We start from the raw sequence: 20,272 nt of genomic DNA, 5'->3' as shown, positions 1-20,272 counted from the left end.
GGACTTAACCGTAGTCACTTCATGGGAATCTTGGAATCCGATATTCAGTCGCAGCTGCATCAGCTGAGTTGTCAACTTGACCAACTCAGACTGACTCATCGTGATACTTCACTCAAATTCAAACGTGAACAACAAGTTCTTAAACGCGTTGTGGCATCATTGTCTTCAGCTTGCCAGGGTTCGAATACTCAGGTATCCAACTACCTATTTGAAATCCAACAAGAGCTGCAACATCAAAAAGATATCAGCACTCTTATCCCGCGTTTAGCGGTATTAGAGAGGATGCTCAAACAGCAGTCGAAGACGATGGATAAACAAAACGGTTACCTTGACGAACAAATCAAGCACAGTGGTGAAACACTGCAACGTGTCACGGGCTTACCTGCGCAGTTAAAACGTGAACTACGGAACCTGATGAGTTTCTCTGAAGTTCACGCCAGCAATAAAGCTGATCAAGCCACTAAGCTACTGAGTATTTACGAACGCGCTCTGAAAATCATCACGTCTAATTCACGTCTACATCTTAGTGAATTTGAAAACAATCCCGACAGATCTCAGCTTGAGTGCTTAGCCAGCGACCTCCAACATACTATTACAGAGCTTGATTTCGAGGGAGAATCAGGCGATAGATTGCTGGATATTCGCGCTAAGTTGCTCCTTGGCGTGAGTGCCGAGTCTCTCATTGAGCTTACGCTCTCAACGCTGAAATTGGTTGTCGAAGCAACAAAGTTCGAGCGCGAGGCGTCTAGCCAATTCCTTGATCAGCTGAACACTTCTCTCGCAAGTAACCTAAAAACCGTTCATCAGAACGTCGACCAGCATCATACCTACTTTGAACACCGCCAAGAGCTCAACACAGAAATGAACAGCTTGGTTGAATTAAGCCAAAAGTCACTTAATCAAGCTCAAGATATCGCGGTTGTGAAAAAAGAAATCACGCCTCTTCTCGAAAAAATGGCGTCGCTGACAGAGCGACTGAAAATGACGGAAGAGCGAGAGCAAGCGCTGCAAGAGCGGTTAAGTTACAGTAAGAACCAACTCGAAGCGGTATTTGAAACTACGCAAGATTATCGTCGACGCTTAGATGACCAAGCTCAGCGTATGTTGCTCGACCCGCTGACTAAAGTTTATAACCGCACTGCATTTAACGATCGACTAGAGCTAGAGTATCGCCGTTGGATTCGCTCTCAGCAAAACCTTCGTGTTGTGCTGTTTGATGTAGACAATTTCAAAGCGGTGAATGATAGCTATGGTTATACGGCTGGCGATAAAGCGCTGAAGATCATCGCTCGTACTATTAACAAGCGCGTATCAGAAACGGAAACAGTGGCTCGCTTTGGTGGCGAGGAGTTCATTCTACTCGTCCCGGAACAATCTGAAGAATACACACTGGATCTGATTAAGCATATCCAGCGTGATATTAGCCAATTACCCTTTAAGTTCCGTGAGCAAAATATCATGATTACCTTAGCTGCTGTATCGACGTCTTTCAAAGAGTCCGATACGCCAGAGTATGTGCTCGATCGTCTTGGCAAGATGCTTGCGGACGCTAAAAAACGTGGAACAAACCAGCTTAACTGGAGCTAAGATTCGTACAAAAAGCGAGCAAACAAACCAAATTTGGTGCAATCTTCGCTTTATAACCACCCATTTTCAACGAGTTATCACATTTCTTCCCTTTTAGTCTGCTAAGCTGTAAAAACCCAAGTCACTTCAAGATGATGTATTTATAAAAGGCAAATGTATCATCTTGAGGTTGCTTGGGAGTTGATAACCATAAAACCAAATCGGCCAACTACCTTTCATCAAACCATACGTATAACACCAAAAAGGTAAGTTGGTACTTTCCCTCAAATTAATGCAACACAAGGAGGCGTTATGATTACCCATATAAGCCCCGCTGGTAGCATGGACTTGCTATCTCAACTAGAAGTAGAGCGCTTAAAGAACACAGCCTCGAGTGAACTTTATCAGCTGTACCGTAATTGCACATTAGCGGTGTTGAACTCCGGTAGCCATACCGATAACTCGAAAGAACTGCTCGATAAATACCAATCGTTTGATGTCAACGTCGTGCGTCGTGAGCGTGGTATTAAGCTTGAGCTGACTAATCCGCCAGAGCACGCTTTTGTTGACGGCGAAATAATTAAAGGTATCCAAGAGCATCTGTTCTCCGTATTGCGTGATATCGTTTACGTAAACATGCATTTGGCAGACGCCCAGCGGCTCAACCTTACTAACCCAATTCACATTACGAACCTCGTATTCGGCATTCTTCGTAATGCCAGAGCATTAACTCCAGGTATCGCACCGAATCTTGTCGTATGTTGGGGTGGTCACTCTATCAATGGAGTGGAGTATCAGTACACACGTGAAGTGGGTAACGAACTGGGCCTGCGTGAACTTAACATCTGCACAGGTTGCGGCCCTGGTGCAATGGAAGGGCCGATGAAAGGTGCAGCAATTGGGCACGCAAAGCAACGTTATACTCAGCAACGTTATCTTGGTTTAACCGAACCCTCGATTATTGCTGCCGAGCCACCAAACCCAATAGTAAATGAACTGGTCATCATGCCCGACATCGAAAAGCGCTTGGAAGCTTTCGTCCGTATGGCTCATGGTATCGTTATTTTCCCAGGAGGCCCGGGCACAGCGGAAGAGCTACTGTACATTCTTGGCATCATGATGCACCCGGATAACGCCGATCAGCCAATGCCTATCGTATTAACAGGACCAAAAGAGAGTGAAGAGTACTTCCGCTCTATTGATGAGTTCATTCGCGACACACTTGGTGAGGAAGGGCAAAAGCACTACGAGATCATCATTGACAACCCGGCAGAAGTCGCTCGTATTATGAAACGCTCCATGGACTCGGTACGCCTTCACCGAAAAGAGAAAGGCGATGCGTACAGCTTTAACTGGTCATTGAAAATTGAGCCAAACTTCCAACTACCATTCGAGCCTACTCATGAGTCGATGGAACAATTGGATTTAAGCCTAGATCAAGAACCGCAAGTTTTAGCGGCCAACTTGCGTCAAGCCTTCTCTGGCATAGTGGCAGGTAACGTAAAGGCTGAAGGCATTCGAGAAATAGAACGTAGAGGGCCTTTCACCATTCATGGCGACGCAGTCCTCATGAAAAAACTCGATAAGTTGCTAAAAGACTTTGTCGAACAGCACCGAATGAAATTACCTGGCGGTTCAGACTACGAACCGTGTTATCGAATCGCTCACCCGGAAATTGGTGGTCGATAGTCAGGCTAGCATTCGTTACACTAGGGGCATTACGCCCCTTTTTTATTGCTAAGTCATTATGTCTATTCATCTTGTTATCATTGATGCCCTAAACCTGATCCGCCGAGTGCACTCAGCACAACCAGATCCAACCGACATAGCAAGAACCATAACCACAACGCAAAGAACCCTCACTCGCATTCTGTCAGAGGCCAACCCGACACACATCATCGCAGTTTTTGATCACCACGAACAAGACAGAGGTTGGCGCGCTGAAATTCTCCCTGACTATAAGCAAAACCGAAAGCCAATGCCTCAGCCACTACTGCAAGGGTTAGATGCGATTCAACAAGCGTGGTGGGAGCAAGGTATTGATTCATTGCTTTCTGAAGGCGATGAAGCAGATGATTTGGTTGCTACACTCGCAACGAAAGTGGCCAGCCATGGTGAAAAAGTCACCATCGTTTCCACAGACAAAGGTTACTGCCAGCTACTTTCCCCTACCCTACAAATCCGTGATTATTTCCAACACCGTTGGTTAGATGAACCATTTATCGAAAAAGAGTTCGGCGTAAAACCAAATCAACTAGCGGACTACTGGGGATTGACAGGGATAAGCTCTAGCCAGGTTCCGGGCGTACCTGGAATTGGCCCGAAAGCAGCGAAAGAGATTCTCACTCAGTTTGAGAGTATTGAAGCTGCCTACGCTAGTGAAGACCTCGTACCGAAATACCGTAAAAAATTGGACGAGCACATTGAGTCTGCTCGTTTATGTAAACGCGTCGCCGCTTTAAAGTGCGATATCGAACTAGGCTTTAACTTGCAAGATATTCGCTTTTTAGGGCCAAACAAAGCGAAGTAGTGCCCGATGGAAGTTTCACACCATGAAATCCGGCAGATATTAAAAAAGCGCCATTTGAAGGCGCTTTTTCTATTCTAATCACTATTCCCAAAAGACTCGGGGAATAAAGTTAGTAAGGTGAAATATTCGACAGACATTGGATATGAATCGTGATCTCTTCACGATCATGATACAAATGTTTAGCTTGTAGCTTGAACTTTACCTTATTATCAATGAGGAACTGCTTCAGATTTTCAAGGTCTTGCAGCACTTCGTCATAACGCCCTTTCATTGGCAGCTTAAGGTTAAAGATGGCCTCTTTTGCCCAACCTTTTAACAGCCACTGTCCCATCAGGTGAGCAACACGAGCTGGCTTTTCCACCATGTCACAAACAATCCATGTTACGTTCTTGCGGTCTGGTTCGAACTTAAAACCATCCACCATATGGTGCTTGATCTGGCCAGTTTCCATCAAACTGTCTGCCATCATGCCGTTATCTACGCAGTGAACGAACATTGAGCGCTTCACTAATTGGTACGTCCAACCGCCTGGACATGCACCTAAATCCACACCCCACATACCTGGTGCCAAACGCTCATCCCACTCTTCACGTGGAATAAAGACATGAAATGCTTCTTCCAGTTTAAGTGTTGAACGACTTGGAGCGTCTGCTGGGAATTTAAGGCGAGGGATACCCATGAAGAACTGTGAGTTGTTGTCAGTGTAAGAGTAACCAACGTAACAGTGGCCAGGCTCAACAAAGCAAATGTGCAGTACTGGTTTTTTCGCGTTATCTTTGTTCAGCATTAAGCCTTTGCCGCGCAACGCTTGACGCATTGGGACGGTAAACTTACGGCAGAATTTCAGTAGCTCTTTCGCTTCATTTGTATCTGGCGTTTCAATTCTCAAATCACCACAACGAGGGAATGCTTCAATGTCTGCTAGTTCATTCAAAATTGGACTAATGCGGTCATCACTTGGCAACGATTGAAACTCAGCTGCTACCGCAAACATTTGTCGAGCAAAAATTAAAGACTTAAAGTCTAAACCTCTCGCAAGTTTGTCGGCATCTCCATCTTGGTAACACTCGAAGACAACATAACCTGAGTTTCTCTTCACACGAGGGAAGCCATACACTTCCAACTGTGTCGCTTTGTCCTGAATTTCACCAGCACACTCTTTCTCAAAGCCAGAACGGCAATAGAGCATTAGTTGTTTCACTTGGAGACCTCTTTGATATTGAACGCAGCAAAAAAGAACAGACACCAACCAATCATGAACAGTAATCCTCCCACAGGAGTAATTGGCCCAAACCACTTAATGCCCGTCAGCGCCAGCGCGTAAAGACTGCCGCTAAAACAAAAGATGCCGATAATAAAGCAAATCGCCGCAATGAAAAAATATTTTTGTGCTTTTTGTCCCAAATTGAGCAGAAGCAGAATGGCACAAAACACAATCGCCAACGTGTGAATAAATTGATACAGAACTCCGGTCTCAAATACACCGAGCAAATAAGGGGCCAGTGTCGCTTTTAGCCCATGAGCAGCAAATGCTCCAAGAGCGACCGAAATCAGCCCAGACAGAGCAGAGAATGAGAGTAACCACTTACTTTTCACTGTACACCTCTTTTATAAACGCCGCTAACTGCTCTATCGCGAGTGCAATGTTACCCACTTCAGTATGACCTGAGATCTTGCGCGGTTTGAAGCTGTGGTCACCATCAGGTAAAAAGCTCACCGTTACTTGTGACGAAAGGACGAAATCATCGAATTCCTCACGCTTACCAAAGGTGTCTCGTTCCCCTTGCAGAATCAGCGTAGGTTTCTCAATGGTTGCTAAGTGTTCGCCTTTGTATTTCTCTGGCTTTCCCGGCGGGTGAAATGGAAACCCTAAACAGGCAATGCCCGCCACCAGCTCATTTTCAGCCAACAAGCTCGACATACGACCGCCCATTGACTTACCACCAATAACCACGGGAGAAGAAGTAAAGTGAGCGATCACTTCGCTGTATGCTTCGAGCAACTTTGGCGCGCGATCGGGCGGACGCTTTTTGCCATCTTCCGAACGTTTCACCATGTAAGGGAAATTAAAACGCACTACACGAATACCTTGCTCCACTAATCCTTTGGCGACAGCTGTCATGAAGTCATGCTCCATCCCCGCACCTGCGCCGTGAGCAAAAATAAACAGCGGTCCGTTTTCAGGTCCCTCAGCTATCCAGTGATTCATCCAATACTTCCTCTTGTTCTTTTCTCGCGGTTGCTAACATCCAGTCTCTAAACGTTGCGATTCGGCCCATATCTGCCTGCTGTTCATGACACACCACATAGAATGCATTCTTAGATATCAACACCTCGTCGAATGGTGCAATGAGTCGTCCGGCTTCCATTTCAGGTTTGGCGAGTACGTTGTTACCGAGCGCGACCCCCTGACCGTGCGCAGCAGCCTGTAGCACCATCGTTGAGTGACTAAAAATAGGACCGTGGTTTACGTTGATGCCTTCAATGTTGTAATGACGAGCAAACTGCTTCCAGTCTTTACGCGAAGTATCGTGTAACAAAGTATGTAATTTGAGGTCACTTAAAGATTCTAATGGTTTGTTACCCAAAAGTAATGAAGGTGAACAAAGTGGGATCAAAAACTCTTGGTACAATTTATCTGCTCGCAAACCTGGCCAGTTCCCACGGCCATAGTAGATCGCCACATCAACATCATCAGTCAGTGAGCCTTCATCCATATCTACGGCTTTAATACGAACATCGATATCGGGCTCTTGAGCATTAAAATCGGCCAAACGAGGTACAAGCCATTGGATAGCAAAACTCGGCGGTAGGCTAATCGTCAATGCCCCTTTTTCGCTACGTTCCAACACCTTATCTGTCGCTTCCGCAATCGAGGTGAAAATATCTTTGATATCGAGAAAGTAACTTTGGCCTTCTTCTGTTAACAACAAAGAACGATTACGTCGACGGAAGAGCTTCAATGATAAGAACTCTTCAAGCGCTTTAATCTGGTGACTGACCGCGGCTTGAGTAACAAATAACTCTTCTGCTGCTCGTGTAAAACTGAGATGACGAGCAGCCGCTTCGAAGACTCGAAGCGAATTTAATGGAGGCAATCTGCGAGACATATGGGACCTCTAATAGGATTAGTTTTTTTAATCTGAAACATTATAAAATGTCCGTTGTCGAACAGCCAGATAAATTCTATATTTCACCCCGCAACACGGGCCTGAACGGCTTGATTTCTTTGGAAATCAATTGGCTTCGTTGTTGCGATGTTGTGTTTGCAAACTCGTATTTCGAGTTAGGTAGATTTCTACCATAATGTTTTGTCCACACTCCCTGTGACAAAACATATACTTCCTGTATTTATTTTTGACCTGTCTGTCAAATTTGTTACACCGCCTAAATTAGGCGGTGTTTTTTTATCTATCAAAAATCTCATCCGCATATCTGGCAGCAATATCACTTTATTACTCTTCTTTCGGATTAATTATCGTTATATCAACACAAAGTGTATGGCTTTGCGATAAGCCTCAACATTATGCTAAGTAATGGTTGTCTGTAACGCGATCAAAAACAAAAAAGGCGCAAATTGATGTCTCAATTTGCGCCTTTTAACGTATTTTAACAGTCAGCTATGGACGGTAAACTTTTACGTTGCTGAAGCCTTGCTCTTGCAAGTAAAGCGCTTGCAGACGGCTCATCACACCGCGGTCACAGTAAAGTAGGTATGTCTTAGACTGGTCTAAGTCACCAAACTGTGTACCCAGCTTGTAGAAAGGGATATGTTTCACATCCACACCTTCGATTTCAAGTGGGTTATCGTCTTCCTCTTCAGGACTACGAATATCTAGCACAACCGCGTGCTCTTCTATCGCTTGAACTTGCTCTACTTCTGGTGCGGCTTGCTCAGACTCTTTCGCAATATCACGAATGTCCATCATGCGAGCTTCTTGAACCACTTGCTCAAGGATACTAAAGTCGAATTTCTCTTCTTCAGCTTCTAGCTTGCCTTTCACCGCTTTCACGGTTGGCTTCTTAGAGATAACACCACAGTATTCTGGCATTGTCTTCGCGAAATCTTCTGTGCCGATTTCACGTGCTAGATTGATGATGTCTTCTTTATCCCAGTTGATAAGTGGACGCAGAATCAGCGTGTCAGTTACGTTATCGATGTGGCGTAGATTGGTTAGCGTTTGGCTCGATACTTGACCTAGCGCTTCACCTGTTACCAATGCTTCGATCTTCATCTTCTGAGCGATCATGCCTGCTGCACGCATAAACATACGCTTCAAGATCACGCCCATTTGGCCGTCATCGACTTTCTCTAGGATTTCCGCAACCACAGGCTCGAAATCAACTGAGATAAAACGTACTTTTGCTGAAGAACCGTATTTGTTCCATAGGTAGTGAGAAACCTGCTTAACGCCGATTTCGTGTGCTGGACCACCTAAGTTAAAGAAGCAGTAATGTACTTTTGAACCACGCTTGATATGAAGATAGCTTGAAACACCAGAGTCGAAACCACCCGAGATCAGGCTTAACACGTCTTCTTGCGTACCCAGTGGGAAACCACCTAGGCCTTTATGACGAGACAATACTTGGTTTAGCTTGTCGTTCGAGACTTCTACCTTGATCGTCACGTCTGGGTTTCGTAGCTTAACACTAGCGCTTTCAATCGCTTGATTTAAACCACCGCCTACATAACGCTCTAGTTCAATAGAGGTAAAGTCATGCTTGCCACGACGCTTCGCACGTACAACAAAGGTTTTATTTTCGAGTGCAGCACGGTTGAGTTCTAGTACTTGCTCGAAGATATCGTGCAAGTCTTTAAATTCAGTTTGCTTCACTTCCAGTACGTGGTGAATGCCTGGTGTATGAGTCAAAACCTCAAGAACTTCAGCGTGGAATTCGTTACTCTCAGAGGTCACTTCAATGTGATCACGACGGTTAAATACCGCGACAGACTCCGTGCGGCTCTTAATGATGTTACGAATGTTGCACTCTAAAATCTTTGTGAAGCGCTTACGCACAGATTCACTTTTTACAAAAATTTCTGGATGGGGCTTTACAATAAATTTCATAGTCTAATTCGCAGGTTAGTTTCGCAATCAACAAAGAGTGACACTCAACTTCAATACTTCATACGCAGTAAAACCGCGTTTCAGTCACAAAAAGTAGTCTGAGCTCACTTTTAAGGCGCAAGATTATACACCCAAGCGGATTGGAAAAACAAAAAAAGCGAGCAATCTGCTCGCTTTCTTATCTCTTTACTGACTTAAAACTAAAGCCTAGTTATTGAATTACCGGCACTTCTTCACTGTAGAGAGGCTCGCCTTGCATAATGCTGATTTCAACCCGTCGGTTAAGCGCGCGATTGTCATCAGAATCATTCGGTAACAAGGGTTCCGTATCCGCCATGCCTCGTACTCTTAAACGTTGATGAGAGAAGCCTCTCACTTTCTCCATCTCTTGCGCGACTGATACTGCACGCTGAGAAGAGAGATCCCAGTTAGAACGATAAAGTTCCGAGTCTAGCGGTCGATTGTCTGTATGGCCAGATACTCGCACAATGCCTGGCACGTCTTTTACTAGCTCTGCAATCTGACGAACTAAAGGACGAAACTTAGGCTGCAAGAAGGCCGAACCTTCTGGGAATGCACCTTTTTCACGCATACGTATAACAATCTGCTGACCGAGGTTTTCAACTTCAATGGCGCCTTGTTCAATCTCTCGCTCTAAGGCTTTCTTGATGCTTTCCATCAAGGTTTCCATCTCTTTAGATTGCTGTTGTTGCATGTCCGCTTCGGCAGATTCATTGTTTTGAGTTGACGTTTCTGGCGATTGCCCACCCGTTAACTTGCCTTCATCACGTTTTGTGCCACCAGCTCGATCAGACTCCCCTTCATGAAATTCGAGCGTCTGCTGAGTGATGTCCATGGTTTGCTGCATGATGACATCAATCGGAGTTGGTTCCGGCCGACCCGGTCGAAACTCTTGGGCAATAATGCTAGTGCCTTTGGGAATGTCTTTCACTTCAAGCTGATTTTGCACACCGAAGGCAAATTTCATTGATCCTGCAATTTGTTTGAACTTCAGTACATCCATCTCAGAAAAAGAGAGCAGAAGAACAAAGAAACACATCAGTAGCGACATCAAATCTGCGAATGTCCCCATCCATAACGGGAGGCCAGGTGGCGGACAATCGCATTTGTTATCTTCATCATCCATCACGACTCTCCAAGTTACTCGTCAATCTCAAGGGCACGTTTACCTTCATTGAGGTAGTTCTTCAAGTAACTATCGATCACTCGCGGGTTTTGGCCATCTTGAATCGCTAATACGCCATCCATGATCAAACGGCGATTTAGCGTTTCTTGGTCACGGCGAAGAGAAAGCTTATCCGCAATAGGGAAAAACACCATATTGGACAGGATCGCGCCATACAATGTGGTCAAGAGTGCAACGGCCATTGCTGGTCCAATCGCTTTAGGGTCATCCATGTTTGAAAGCATCGCAACAAGACCAACCAAGGTGCCAATCATTCCCATCGCAGGAGCAACGTCGCCAAAGGCGCGAAATACGCCAGTACCTTGCGTATGTCGTTCATCCGTAAGCGCGATGTCTTTTTTGAGTGCCGCTCTCACAACGTCGGCATCATGGCCATCAACCAGTAGATCAATGCCTTTCTGCATGAATGTGTTGTTTATTTCCATCTCTTCAAGAGCAAGAAAACCACCTTTACGCGCCGCGTCGGCCATTTCCACAATTTTTGCGATCAGGTCTTCGGGTTCATCCGCTTTAAACATGAAGGCTTTGCCAGCAATCTTTGTCGCACCAAAAAACTGTCCCATTGTGAACTTCATCAACACGACGAATATTGAGCCACCAACGACAATAAGGATCGACGTGACATCGACAAACATGCCGATGCTGCCACCAAGCACCATCGCCATAATGACGAATGCAAAACCACCAATCAAACCTAATAGGGTTGCTAAATCCACAAAGCACTCCTCACGCTATACTCAAATACTGCCATTGGGCGGATTATTACCTGTATCGACAACTCGCGCAGAATTTTTAGAAAAATCTTAGCTAATGGATCACAAATTACACTTAACAACCTCAACCAAAATATGGGGTTTCATCGCTTAGACTCGTTGAACGCTAATTTTGTGACAATTATATAAGGTTAAATTTGACCAAGTTACTAGGCTAAGGTAACTTTCGTGCATCTTACCCGAGGCTTGATTAAGGCAGAAAAAAGATGGCGGTCAAGAAACCAGAAAACATGACCTTTGAAGCAACCATTGAAGAGCTTGATAGCTTGGTTGATCAATTAGAAAATGGCGATCTTGCTCTAGATGATGCCCTGCGTAAGTTTGAACGAGGCATTGCCTTAGCTCGTGCAGGCCAAACTAAATTAAGCGACGCCGAACAGCGCGTGAGCATTCTTCTTAGTGAAGATGATGAAGCACCACTGAGTGACTTCAAACCAGATTCAGAATAACAATCAGTAGTGAGCAATGTGATGCAACAGACATTGACGTCTTTTCAACAAAGAAACAATCAGCAATTGAATTTGTGGCTCGATCAGCTTCCATATCAAGAGCAGCCATTGATTCAAGCAATGAAATACGGCCTTTTGCTAGGTGGGAAACGCGTTCGCCCTTTTCTTGTTTACATCACAGGTCAAATGCTCGGCTGTAAACCTGAAGACTTAGACACCCCCGCCGCTGCTATCGAATGTATACATGCCTACTCACTCATTCATGATGATCTGCCAGCCATGGACGATGATGAACTGCGTCGAGGTCAACCAACTTGTCATATTAAGTTTGATGAAGCAACCGCAATACTGACAGGTGATGCACTACAAACCCTTGCCTTCACTATTATTGCTGATGGTCAATTAAGCCCGGCGGCAGAAGCTCAACGCATCAACATGATCAAAGCCTTAGCGCATTCCTCTGGTGCCAGCGGCATGTGTGTAGGGCAAGCCTTAGATTTAGGCGCGGAAAATCGCCAAGTTTCTCTTGAAGAAATGGAAGAGATACACCGTAAAAAAACCGGAGCTCTGATTGATTGTGCGGTAAAATTAGGTGCATTAGCTGCTGGTGAGAAAGGTATCGAGGTTCTACCTCACTTGGAGCGCTACTCAAAAGCAATTGGTTTGGCGTTTCAGGTTCAAGACGATATTCTTGATATCATCAGTGACACAGAAACACTGGGTAAGCCTCAAGGTTCCGACCAAGGTCTGAATAAGAGCACTTATCCTTCCCTGCTGGGTTTAGAGGGAGCCATAGAGAAAGCTCACACTCTGTTACAGGAAGCACTTCAAGCATTGGAAGCTATCCCATACAATACTCAGTTACTCGAAGAGTTCGCCCGATATGTCATCGAGCGCAAAAATTAACACTATAAGCGCGCATTTATATGACTCTTGATATTTCAAAGTACCCAACACTGGCGTTAGCAAATACACCGGAAGAATTACGTCTTCTTCCGAAAGAAACATTACCAAATCTGTGTGATGAACTGCGAACGTATCTGCTAAATTCAGTGAGCCAATCTAGCGGACACTTAGCGTCTGGCTTAGGCACCGTAGAGCTAACTGTCGCTCTGCATTATGTTTACAACACCCCTATCGACAAATTGATCTGGGATGTTGGTCATCAGGCTTACCCGCACAAAATCCTCACCGGACGTCGCGATAAAATGCCAACAATTCGCCAAAAGGATGGTCTACACCCTTTCCCTTGGCGTGAAGAAAGTGAATATGACACCTTATCTGTCGGCCACTCTTCGACATCGATTAGTGCAGGTCTTGGCATGGCCATCAGCGCACAAAAAGAAGGTAAAGGTCGCAAAATCGTCAGTGTGATTGGTGATGGCGCAATTACAGCAGGCATGGCATTCGAAGCCATGAACCACGCTGGCGACGTTCATCCTGATATGTTGGTGATTTTGAACGACAACGAAATGTCGATTTCAGAAAACGTCGGCGCCCTGAATAACCACCTTGCAAAGGTACTTTCTGGTAGCTTATACACTTCTATCCGTGAAGGCGGCAAGAAAGTGCTGTCTGGTGTTCCACCTATTAAAGAGTTGGTTCGCCGTACGGAAGAGCACCTAAAAGGCATGGTAGTGCCTGGTACTCTGTTCGAAGAGTTCGGCTTTAATTACATTGGTCCGATTGATGGGCACGACGTCAACGAACTCGTCAAAACGCTGAAAAATATGCGTGAGCTCAAAGGCCCTCAATTCCTGCACATCATGACCAAGAAAGGCAAAGGTTATGAGCCTGCCGAGAAAGATCCTATCGGCTACCATGGTGTTCCTAAATTCGATCCAACACATAACTGTCTACCGAAAAGCAGTGGCGGTAAGCCAACTTACTCAAAGATCTTTGGTGACTTTTTATGTGACATGGCGGCCCAAGATCCTAAGCTAATGGCAATTACGCCAGCAATGCGCGAAGGATCAGGTATGGTGCGTTTCTCAAAAGAGTACCCAGACCAATACTTTGATGTGGCGATTGCTGAGCAGCACGCAGTGACACTGGCAACAGGCATGGCAATTGCGGGCGATCATCCAATCGTTGCTATCTATTCGACTTTCTTGCAACGTGGTTATGACCAATTGATCCACGACATCGCGATCATGGACTTACCAGTGATGTTTGCGATCGACCGCGCAGGTCTCGTTGGCGCAGATGGTCAAACTCACCAAGGTGCGTTCGATTTGAGCTTTATGCGCTGTATTCCGAACATGGTGATCATGGCGCCAAGTGACGAAAACGAATGTCGACAAATGCTTTACACTGGCCATAAACATACTGGCCCTAGTGCGGTTCGATACCCTCGTGGTAGCGGGATGGGCGTAGAAATCGAAACTGAGTTTACGGCGTTAGAAATCGGTAAAGGACGCATGGTTCGCCAAGGTGAAAAAGTTGCTATTCTGAACTTTGGTACTTTCTTGGGTAACGCGCTAGAAGCGGCAGAATACCTTAACGCCACTGTTGCTGATATGCGCTTTGTGAAGCCGCTCGATGAAGCATTAATTCGTCAATTAGCCGCAGATCATGACGTGCTCGTGACGTTAGAAGAAAATGTTATCGCAGGTGGTGCAGGTGCGGGTGTCGTTGAGTTCATGATGAAAGATAAAATCATTAAGCCAGTCTTAAACCTAGGTTTACCCGATGAGTTTATTCATCAGGGAACACAAGATGAACTGCATGAAGAGCTTGGTCTCGATGCAAAAGGAATTGAAAAATCCATCTTGGATTATTTAGCAAAATAGCATGTAAAAAGGGATGCTCATGGCATCCCTTTTTTACGTCCAGTGTTTAGTTCATGGTTTAATTCATCCAGCCAGCGTATTTTGCGACTAGAAACAGGGCAACACCAGCCATAATTCCCGCCACGATATCATCAACCATAATACCCAGCCCACCGTGAACTCGCTTATCTAGCCACCCAATTGGCCAAGGTTTTACCATATCGAAAAAACGAAATAAGATGAAGCCAGTGATCAACCACTTCCATTCAGTGAGTGGAATATTCAGTGCAGGTACAATGCTCATCGTAATCCAAAAGCCCGCAAACTCATCCCATACGATTGAACCATGATCATGTACTTTCATGTCTGCAGACGTCACTTGGCATATTTGAATGCCGATCACACACGAAATCAGAACAACAATGACATACGCCGTAAATGGTAATTGTGCCAACAGCAAAAAGAAAGGCACGGCCGCCAGTGTGCCCATTGTTCCAGGGATAAACGGGGATAATCCACTGCCAAAACCCGTCGCCAATAGATGCCACGGATTCTTTAATGAAATCAGAGAAAGAGGGTTGGTCATATCCTTAAACCTATACTGCTAGTTTGGTTTCAATCGTCATGCCTGCGAGTTACTCAATAGTAACAGGCTCTTGGCTAGAGCTTAGCTCAGATCATTTAAAGTGGTCGAAGCCACTTAAGTCCCAATCAAGTGGTTGATTGTTATCATGCAGCTCGAAGGTTCCATTTGGTCGGATTTGACCAATACATGTGACCTTACAGCCAGTATGAGATAAAGCGCTTTGTAACGAGCCTCGATTTTGCTCCGGCACGGTAAAACACAACTCGTATTCTTCGCCACTTGCTAAAGCATACTGCTGCGCGCTGATCTTATCATCTAAAAACTGGACTAATTCTGAAGAGATCGGTAGCTGAGAGACATCAATACTCACCCCAACCTGAGAACGCTGTAAAATGTGCTTAATATCAGAGATTAAACCATCTGAAATATCTATCGCCGACGAGGCTAAGCCAACAAGAGCTTGTCCAGCAAGCACACGCGGAGAACTAAGGTAATGAGCTCGCTCTAGTGCTTCCGCGCCGGCTCTGCTGCGCAGAGAGTCATCTAGAATCACATCCAAGCCAGCTTTTGCATCGCCAAGGTTTCCCGTTACATATACCCAATCCCCAGGCTTGGCTCCGGATCGCGTGAGCGCTTTGTCTTCAGGTACAAAACCTTGCACCGTGAGTGTCAGACACAATGGCCCTTTGGTGGTATCACCGCCTATTAACTGAATACCATAGTAATCAGCCAGTTCGAAAAATGCATCACAGAAAGGAGCAAGCCATTCTTCATCTGGCTCAGGCATCGTTAATGCAAAGCTCACCCACGCAGGCGTTGCGCCCATCGCCGCCAAATCACTGATGTTAGAAGCCAATGCTTTGTGTGCGACCCATGCTGGGTTCGCGTCGACTAAGAAATGCGTTCCAGCTACCAATGTATCCGTGCTAATCGCAATCTGAACATTAGCTGGCGCTTTGACCAAAGCACAATCATCACCAGCGGCTAGATGGACATCTTTACGTTGGCTCTGACGACCGACGAAGTACTTGTCTATCAGATTAAATTCACCAGACATAATTCACTTACTTTTTGATGTAAAAGCTTTTGATACAAAAAAGGTCAGCATGTGCTGACCTTTTCATTGAAGAAATCGTTATTTCTTACGAATGTGAGGTGCTGCTTTATCAAGTACACCATTCACAAACTTGTGGCTATCTTCTGCTGCGAAAACTTTTGCAAGTTCAATCGCTTCATTGATAACAACTTTGTAAGGAACATCTTCGCGACGAGTCATCTCGTACATAGCAAGGCGAAGAAGAGCAAGTTCCATCATATCTAAATCCTGCATAGGACGAGAAATGTATGGACGAATTTTGCTATCTAGCTCAGCGTGGCTAAGTACAACACCGCTTAATAGTTCACGGAAGTAAGCTACGTCTGTCTCTGGAGCAGCAAGCGCTGGCTCAGATGCATGAAGTTCTTCTTCATCGTATTTGTCGCCAGACAAAAACTGTTCTTCAATCTTGGCAACATTCTCTTTAGTAATTTGCCATGAGTAGATCGCCTGTAGAGCGAATTGACGTGCGTTACGACGTGCGGCTGGTTTCACACTGGCCCCCATTAGGAATCAATTTCAGATAGTACATTAATCATTTCAAGTGCGCTTAGTGCAGCCTCTGCACCTTTATTACCAGCCTTGGTTCCTGCGCGTTCAATCGCTTGATCGATCGTATCAACAGTCAAAACACCAAATGCTACTGGAATGCTGAATTCCATAGACACTTGTGCTAGACCTTTGTTCATTTCACTACAAACATAGTCAAAGTGAGGCGTTCCACCGCGAATAACAGACCCTAGAGAAACAATAGCGTCGAATTTGCCAGTTTTAGCAACACGCTGAGCTACTAGAGGTAGTTCTACGGCACCTGGACAACGCACAACCGTGATGTTGTCTTCGCTTACTTGTCCGTGACGCTTTAGTGTATCGATCGCACCAGAAAGTAGGCTTTCGTTAATAAAACTGTTGAAACGAGAAATAACGATAGCAATTTTTGCATTTGGCGCTGGGAAGCCACCCTCGATCACTTTCATAAGCTTTCCTTTAACTCTATTTATAAGTGAAATATGTTCATCAAGTGAGAATCGCCGGATTCTAGCACAAATTTGTGAGCAATATCTAATGGAAATTGGAGGCAAATCACCGGTTCCTAGCCATTGACGAGTTAAGCACGTCAAAGACTAGGAACTTATTGTTCGGTTGTTACTCGCAGACGTACTCAACAACGTTCAGACCAAAACCACCTAACGCGTGGTACTTTTTGTTGGTCGATGACAGAAGGCGCATATCATGTACACCGAGATCCGCAAGAATCTGTGAACCAACGCCAACACGGCGAGACGTGCCTTGTTTTTTAGCAAGCGTTGGGGCTTCACCTTTGTCTTGCGCTTCGAACATCTTCACGCGATGAATAAGTAGATCGGTCGATTCTTCATGGCCAAGAACAACCAGCACACCGCCTTCTTCACCAATGCGTTTCATTGCCTTATCTAGTGTCCAGCTGCGCTCTGCATTACGATCGCTACGTAGTAAGTCGGTAAAAACGTCTTGAAGATGAACGCGAACCAGTGGCGCTTTTTCTTTCAAATCGCCCTTGCACATTGCGTAGTGCACTTGGTTATCAATGGTGTCTTTGTACGTGACTAACGTGAACTCGCCAAACTCTGTCGGTAACTTGCACTCTGCCACACGTTCAATCGTTGTCTCAGTGTTATTGCGGTACTCAATTAGGTCGGCAATAGTGCCCAATTTAATACCGTGCTTCTCTGCAAAGATCTCTAGATCTGGGCGACGAGCCATGGTGCCGTCGTCATTTAAGATTTCAACAATCACCGATGCTGGCTCTAAACCAGCAAGACGAGCCAAATCACAGCCAGCTTCAGTGTGACCTGCGCGAGTCAGTACACCGCCGTCTTGAGCTGCGAGAGGGAAGATGTGACCAGGCTGCACCAAATCCGCAGCTTTAGCGTTTGGCGCGACTGCTGCTTGAACGGTACGTGCGCGATCTGCGGCTGAAATACCAGTCGTTACCCCTTCTGCTGCCTCAATCGAAACAGTAAAGTTGGTGGTGTATTGCGCATTATTGTCTTGCACCATTGGTGGCAGACCTAGACTTTCGCAACGATCTTTGGTCATGGTTAAACAAATCAGGCCACGGCCATAGGTTGCCATAAAGTTGATGGCTTCCGGCGTAATATGCTCGGCAGCCATGATCAAGTCACCTTCATTCTCGCGGTCTTCATCATCCATTAGGATGACCATTTTGCCTGCGCGAATATCATCAATAATTTCTTGTGGCGTACTGATTGGCATAGTCTGTTATCCCGTTATTCTAAATTTGTTATTGCGACAGCAATGAAAAATTACGTTGCATTGAATGCTAGTTAGGTCAATAGTTTGAGCTTTGCATCAAGCAAGTCAATGAATCTCGCGGTGTTCTGTGAGTCTGCTCTTTATCGCATGCCTCACGCAGCCACTCCCAAGACTTATGCAAAACCGTTTTGCTGTAAAAAGTCCATCGTGATACGAGACTCGGCCTTATCTTCTTGTTGTCCTTGCAGTAAACGCTCCATATAACGCGCAAGTACATCAACTTCTAAGTTGACTTTGCGCCCCACTTGAAACTGGTCAATCGTAGTTTCTTCACTCGTATGAGGAACGATCGTCAGCTTAAAAGCATTTTTACGTAAGTCGTTGACGGTTAGGCTAATACCATCAACAGTAATCGAGCCTTTCTCTGCAACGTACTTGCTAATTTCCGCAGGCATTGCAACCCAAAACTCTATCGCACGGCCAACTGAATTGCGTTCGACAATTTCACCAACCCCATCGACATGGCCAGAAACGATATGTCCACCCAATCGCGTTGTTGGCAACATGGCTTTTTCTAGATTCACCTTATCGCCTACTTGGTATTCAGCAAACCCAGTTTTCTTCAAGGTTTCTAATGACAGATCAGCACTGTAATAGTGGCTTCCGAAGTCAACTACCGTTAAGCAAACACCATTGGTCGCAATGCTATCGCCTAACTTAACGTCTGACATATCAAGCGTACCAGTTTCAACCGTGACGGTGATATCTTCGCCCTTCGGCGTAATCGCAGCTAACTTGCCAACTGCTTCTACTATTCCTGTAAACATACTATTTCTTATCTAAGTTCATTACGTTTGATGGTGGCGGTGATGCGAATGTCTACCCCGACCATACGAACGTCTGTAATGTTTAAATCAATGACGTCAGCCATAGCGCTTAACCCTAAAGCACCGATAAGCCCCCGACCATCGCTGCCCATGAGTTTTGGCGCAAGGTAAACAATGAGCTCATCTACAAGATTAGCCTTTATCATCGCACTCGCTAGCGTAGCTCCAGCTTCAACCCATAAGTGATTGATGTGGTGCTCATCCGAGATACGTTTTAATGTCGTTGATAAGTCAATTTGGTCAGCGCTGTCCAATAGAGGGATACAGTCTCCATCAGAGCGAACAATAACTCGTTCTCCATCGGTATGGAACAGCTTGAGCGCACCCGTTAAATGGTTCTGACGGTCTAAGATTACACGTACTGGTTGACGAAGCTCTTCTTGTAAATACTGCGCTTGAACACTATTAGGTAAGTCATCCCAGCGCACATTGAGTGATGCATTATCATCAATCACCGTTTTGCTAGTAGAAAGAATGCCACCACTCATTGCTCGATAACGCTGCACATCTTGGCGGGCCGCTGGGGAGGTGATCCATTGGCTCTGACCATTATTGAGTGCGCTTTGCCCATCCAAACTGGCTGCCATTTTTAATTGAACAAACGGCATGCCTGTACGCATGTACTTTATAAAACCAGGGTTAAGGGCAAGGGCATCTTGCTCTAACAAGCCGATTTGTACTTCAACTCCGGCATCACGCAACATCTGGATGCCGCGACCTGCAACTTTCGGGTTTGGGTCTACCATGGCGCAAACCACACGTGCCACTTTGGCTTTAATCAGCCCTTCGGCACATGGCGGTGTACGGCCGTAATGAGAGCAAGGTTCTAGCGTCACATAAGCGGTTGCACCAACTGCTTTTTCACCCGCCATGCGCATCGCGTGCACTTCGGCATGCGGCTCACCAGCACGATGGTGATAGCCTTCACCGACAATTTCTTCATCACGAACGATGACACACCCTACATTTGGATTAGGGGCGGTGGTATAAATGCCACGTTTCGCTAACTTAATAGCTCGTGACATCATGGCGAAATCTAAATCAGAAAACGCTCTTTCAGGAGTGTGTTGAGTCATGAGCTA

At 45.6% G+C, this 20,272-nt stretch carries 20 protein-coding genes; 6 read left to right on the top strand and 14 right to left on the bottom strand.

Features of this window, described 5'->3' with window-relative positions; genetic code table 11:
- Positions 1-21: 21 nt before the first annotated feature.
- The 3 genes from R7P69_RS15330 to xni all read left to right on the top strand — a co-directional run bounded on the left by R7P69_RS15330 (position 22) and on the right by xni (position 4,096).
- Positions 22-1,587 carry a sensor domain-containing diguanylate cyclase gene (locus R7P69_RS15330; RefSeq protein ID WP_005381978.1) on the top strand — a complete coding sequence of 522 codons (1,566 nt, stop codon included), beginning with the start codon at positions 22-24 and terminating at the stop codon, positions 1,585-1,587.
- 291 nt (positions 1,588-1,878) lie between these two features.
- A complete protein-coding gene (ppnN, locus tag R7P69_RS15325; protein WP_047102074.1) occupies positions 1,879-3,255 on the top strand; it encodes a nucleotide 5'-monophosphate nucleosidase PpnN in 1,377 nt (458 codons plus the stop codon).
- A gap of 58 nt (positions 3,256-3,313) precedes the next feature.
- A complete protein-coding gene (gene xni / locus R7P69_RS15320) occupies positions 3,314-4,096 on the top strand; it encodes a flap endonuclease Xni (protein ID WP_025768895.1) in 783 nt (260 codons plus the stop codon).
- A gap of 109 nt (positions 4,097-4,205) precedes the next feature.
- Here the strand turns inward: xni and rlmM are convergent, their stop codons facing one another.
- From rlmM to pomA, 7 genes are all read right to left on the bottom strand, one after another.
- The gene (gene rlmM, locus R7P69_RS15315) at positions 4,206-5,297 is read right to left on the bottom strand and encodes a 23S rRNA (cytidine(2498)-2'-O)-methyltransferase RlmM (RefSeq protein WP_017820611.1); all 1,092 of its coding nucleotides are present in this window, start codon (positions 5,295-5,297) and stop codon (positions 4,206-4,208) included.
- The gene (locus R7P69_RS15310; RefSeq protein WP_042521214.1) at positions 5,294-5,692 is read right to left on the bottom strand and encodes a DUF423 domain-containing protein; all 399 of its coding nucleotides are present in this window, start codon (positions 5,690-5,692) and stop codon (positions 5,294-5,296) included. Before R7P69_RS15310 ends, rlmM begins: the two co-directional genes overlap by 4 nt.
- Positions 5,682-6,305, bottom strand: coding sequence for an alpha/beta fold hydrolase (locus tag R7P69_RS15305; RefSeq protein ID WP_005383614.1), 624 nt, complete (start codon positions 6,303-6,305; stop codon positions 5,682-5,684). Before R7P69_RS15305 ends, R7P69_RS15310 begins: the two co-directional genes overlap by 11 nt.
- A complete protein-coding gene (locus tag R7P69_RS15300) occupies positions 6,286-7,206 on the bottom strand; it encodes a transcriptional regulator GcvA (RefSeq protein ID WP_005383616.1) in 921 nt (306 codons plus the stop codon). Before R7P69_RS15300 ends, R7P69_RS15305 begins: the two co-directional genes overlap by 20 nt.
- Positions 7,207-7,716: 510 nt before the next feature.
- Positions 7,717-9,165, bottom strand: a complete 1,449-nt coding sequence (thiI, locus tag R7P69_RS15295; protein ID WP_042521212.1) for a tRNA uracil 4-sulfurtransferase ThiI — start codon at positions 9,163-9,165, stop codon at positions 7,717-7,719.
- A gap of 211 nt (positions 9,166-9,376) precedes the next feature.
- Positions 9,377-10,312, bottom strand: coding sequence for a flagellar motor protein MotB (locus R7P69_RS15290; protein ID WP_206958415.1), 936 nt, complete (start codon positions 10,310-10,312; stop codon positions 9,377-9,379).
- A 14-nt stretch (positions 10,313-10,326) separates the two neighbouring features.
- Entirely contained in the window at positions 10,327-11,088 is a 762-nt protein-coding gene (gene pomA / locus R7P69_RS15285; protein ID WP_005381564.1) for a flagellar motor protein PomA, read from the bottom strand.
- 263 nt (positions 11,089-11,351) lie between these two features.
- Here pomA and xseB point away from each other — a divergent pair, with 263 nt between their 5' ends.
- From xseB to dxs, 3 genes are read left to right on the top strand one after another with little or no spacing between them, the layout of a single operon-like run.
- On the top strand, positions 11,352-11,594 hold the full coding sequence (gene xseB, locus R7P69_RS15280; RefSeq protein ID WP_005381566.1) for an exodeoxyribonuclease VII small subunit: 243 nt from the start codon (positions 11,352-11,354) through the stop codon (positions 11,592-11,594).
- Positions 11,595-11,615: 21 nt separating this feature from the next.
- Entirely contained in the window at positions 11,616-12,500 is an 885-nt protein-coding gene (gene ispA / locus R7P69_RS15275) for a (2E,6E)-farnesyl diphosphate synthase (RefSeq protein WP_005383621.1), read from the top strand.
- A 20-nt stretch (positions 12,501-12,520) separates the two neighbouring features.
- Positions 12,521-14,386: a 1-deoxy-D-xylulose-5-phosphate synthase gene (gene dxs / locus R7P69_RS15270; RefSeq protein WP_047010153.1), complete on the top strand. Its 1,866-nt coding sequence runs from the start codon at positions 12,521-12,523 to the stop codon at positions 14,384-14,386.
- Positions 14,387-14,444: 58 nt separating this feature from the next.
- On the opposite strand, the gene pgpA is transcribed toward dxs, so the two are convergent.
- The 7 genes from pgpA to ribD all read right to left on the bottom strand — a co-directional run bounded on the left by pgpA (position 14,445) and on the right by ribD (position 20,266).
- Positions 14,445-14,951 (bottom strand): phosphatidylglycerophosphatase A, encoded by a 507-nt coding sequence (gene pgpA / locus R7P69_RS15265; RefSeq protein WP_005381569.1) that lies wholly within the window; start codon positions 14,949-14,951, stop codon positions 14,445-14,447.
- 91 nt (positions 14,952-15,042) lie between these two features.
- Complete coding sequence (gene thiL / locus R7P69_RS15260) at positions 15,043-16,008, bottom strand: thiamine-phosphate kinase (protein ID WP_017820606.1); 966 nt, start codon at positions 16,006-16,008, stop codon at positions 15,043-15,045.
- 78 nt (positions 16,009-16,086) lie between these two features.
- Positions 16,087-16,554 carry a transcription antitermination factor NusB gene (nusB, locus tag R7P69_RS15255; RefSeq protein ID WP_005381571.1) on the bottom strand — a complete coding sequence of 156 codons (468 nt, stop codon included), beginning with the start codon at positions 16,552-16,554 and terminating at the stop codon, positions 16,087-16,089.
- The gene (gene ribE, locus R7P69_RS15250) at positions 16,554-17,024 is read right to left on the bottom strand and encodes a 6,7-dimethyl-8-ribityllumazine synthase (RefSeq protein WP_005381572.1); all 471 of its coding nucleotides are present in this window, start codon (positions 17,022-17,024) and stop codon (positions 16,554-16,556) included. The genes nusB and ribE overlap by 1 nt, the downstream gene beginning before the upstream one ends.
- Before the next feature lie 169 nt (positions 17,025-17,193).
- Positions 17,194-18,303, bottom strand: a complete 1,110-nt coding sequence (gene ribBA, locus R7P69_RS15245) for a bifunctional 3,4-dihydroxy-2-butanone-4-phosphate synthase/GTP cyclohydrolase II (RefSeq protein ID WP_005381573.1) — start codon at positions 18,301-18,303, stop codon at positions 17,194-17,196.
- A 173-nt stretch (positions 18,304-18,476) separates the two neighbouring features.
- The gene (locus tag R7P69_RS15240; protein WP_005381574.1) at positions 18,477-19,130 is read right to left on the bottom strand and encodes a riboflavin synthase; all 654 of its coding nucleotides are present in this window, start codon (positions 19,128-19,130) and stop codon (positions 18,477-18,479) included.
- An 8-nt stretch (positions 19,131-19,138) separates the two neighbouring features.
- Positions 19,139-20,266 carry a bifunctional diaminohydroxyphosphoribosylaminopyrimidine deaminase/5-amino-6-(5-phosphoribosylamino)uracil reductase RibD gene (ribD, locus tag R7P69_RS15235; protein WP_238952224.1) on the bottom strand — a complete coding sequence of 376 codons (1,128 nt, stop codon included), beginning with the start codon at positions 20,264-20,266 and terminating at the stop codon, positions 19,139-19,141.
- Positions 20,267-20,272 lie beyond the last annotated feature (6 nt).

This window comes from Vibrio sp. 661 (assembly GCF_033339315.1).
Classification (GTDB): domain Bacteria; phylum Pseudomonadota; class Gammaproteobacteria; order Enterobacterales; family Vibrionaceae; genus Vibrio; species Vibrio alginolyticus.
This window is presented reverse-complemented; position numbering and strand designations above follow the sequence as displayed.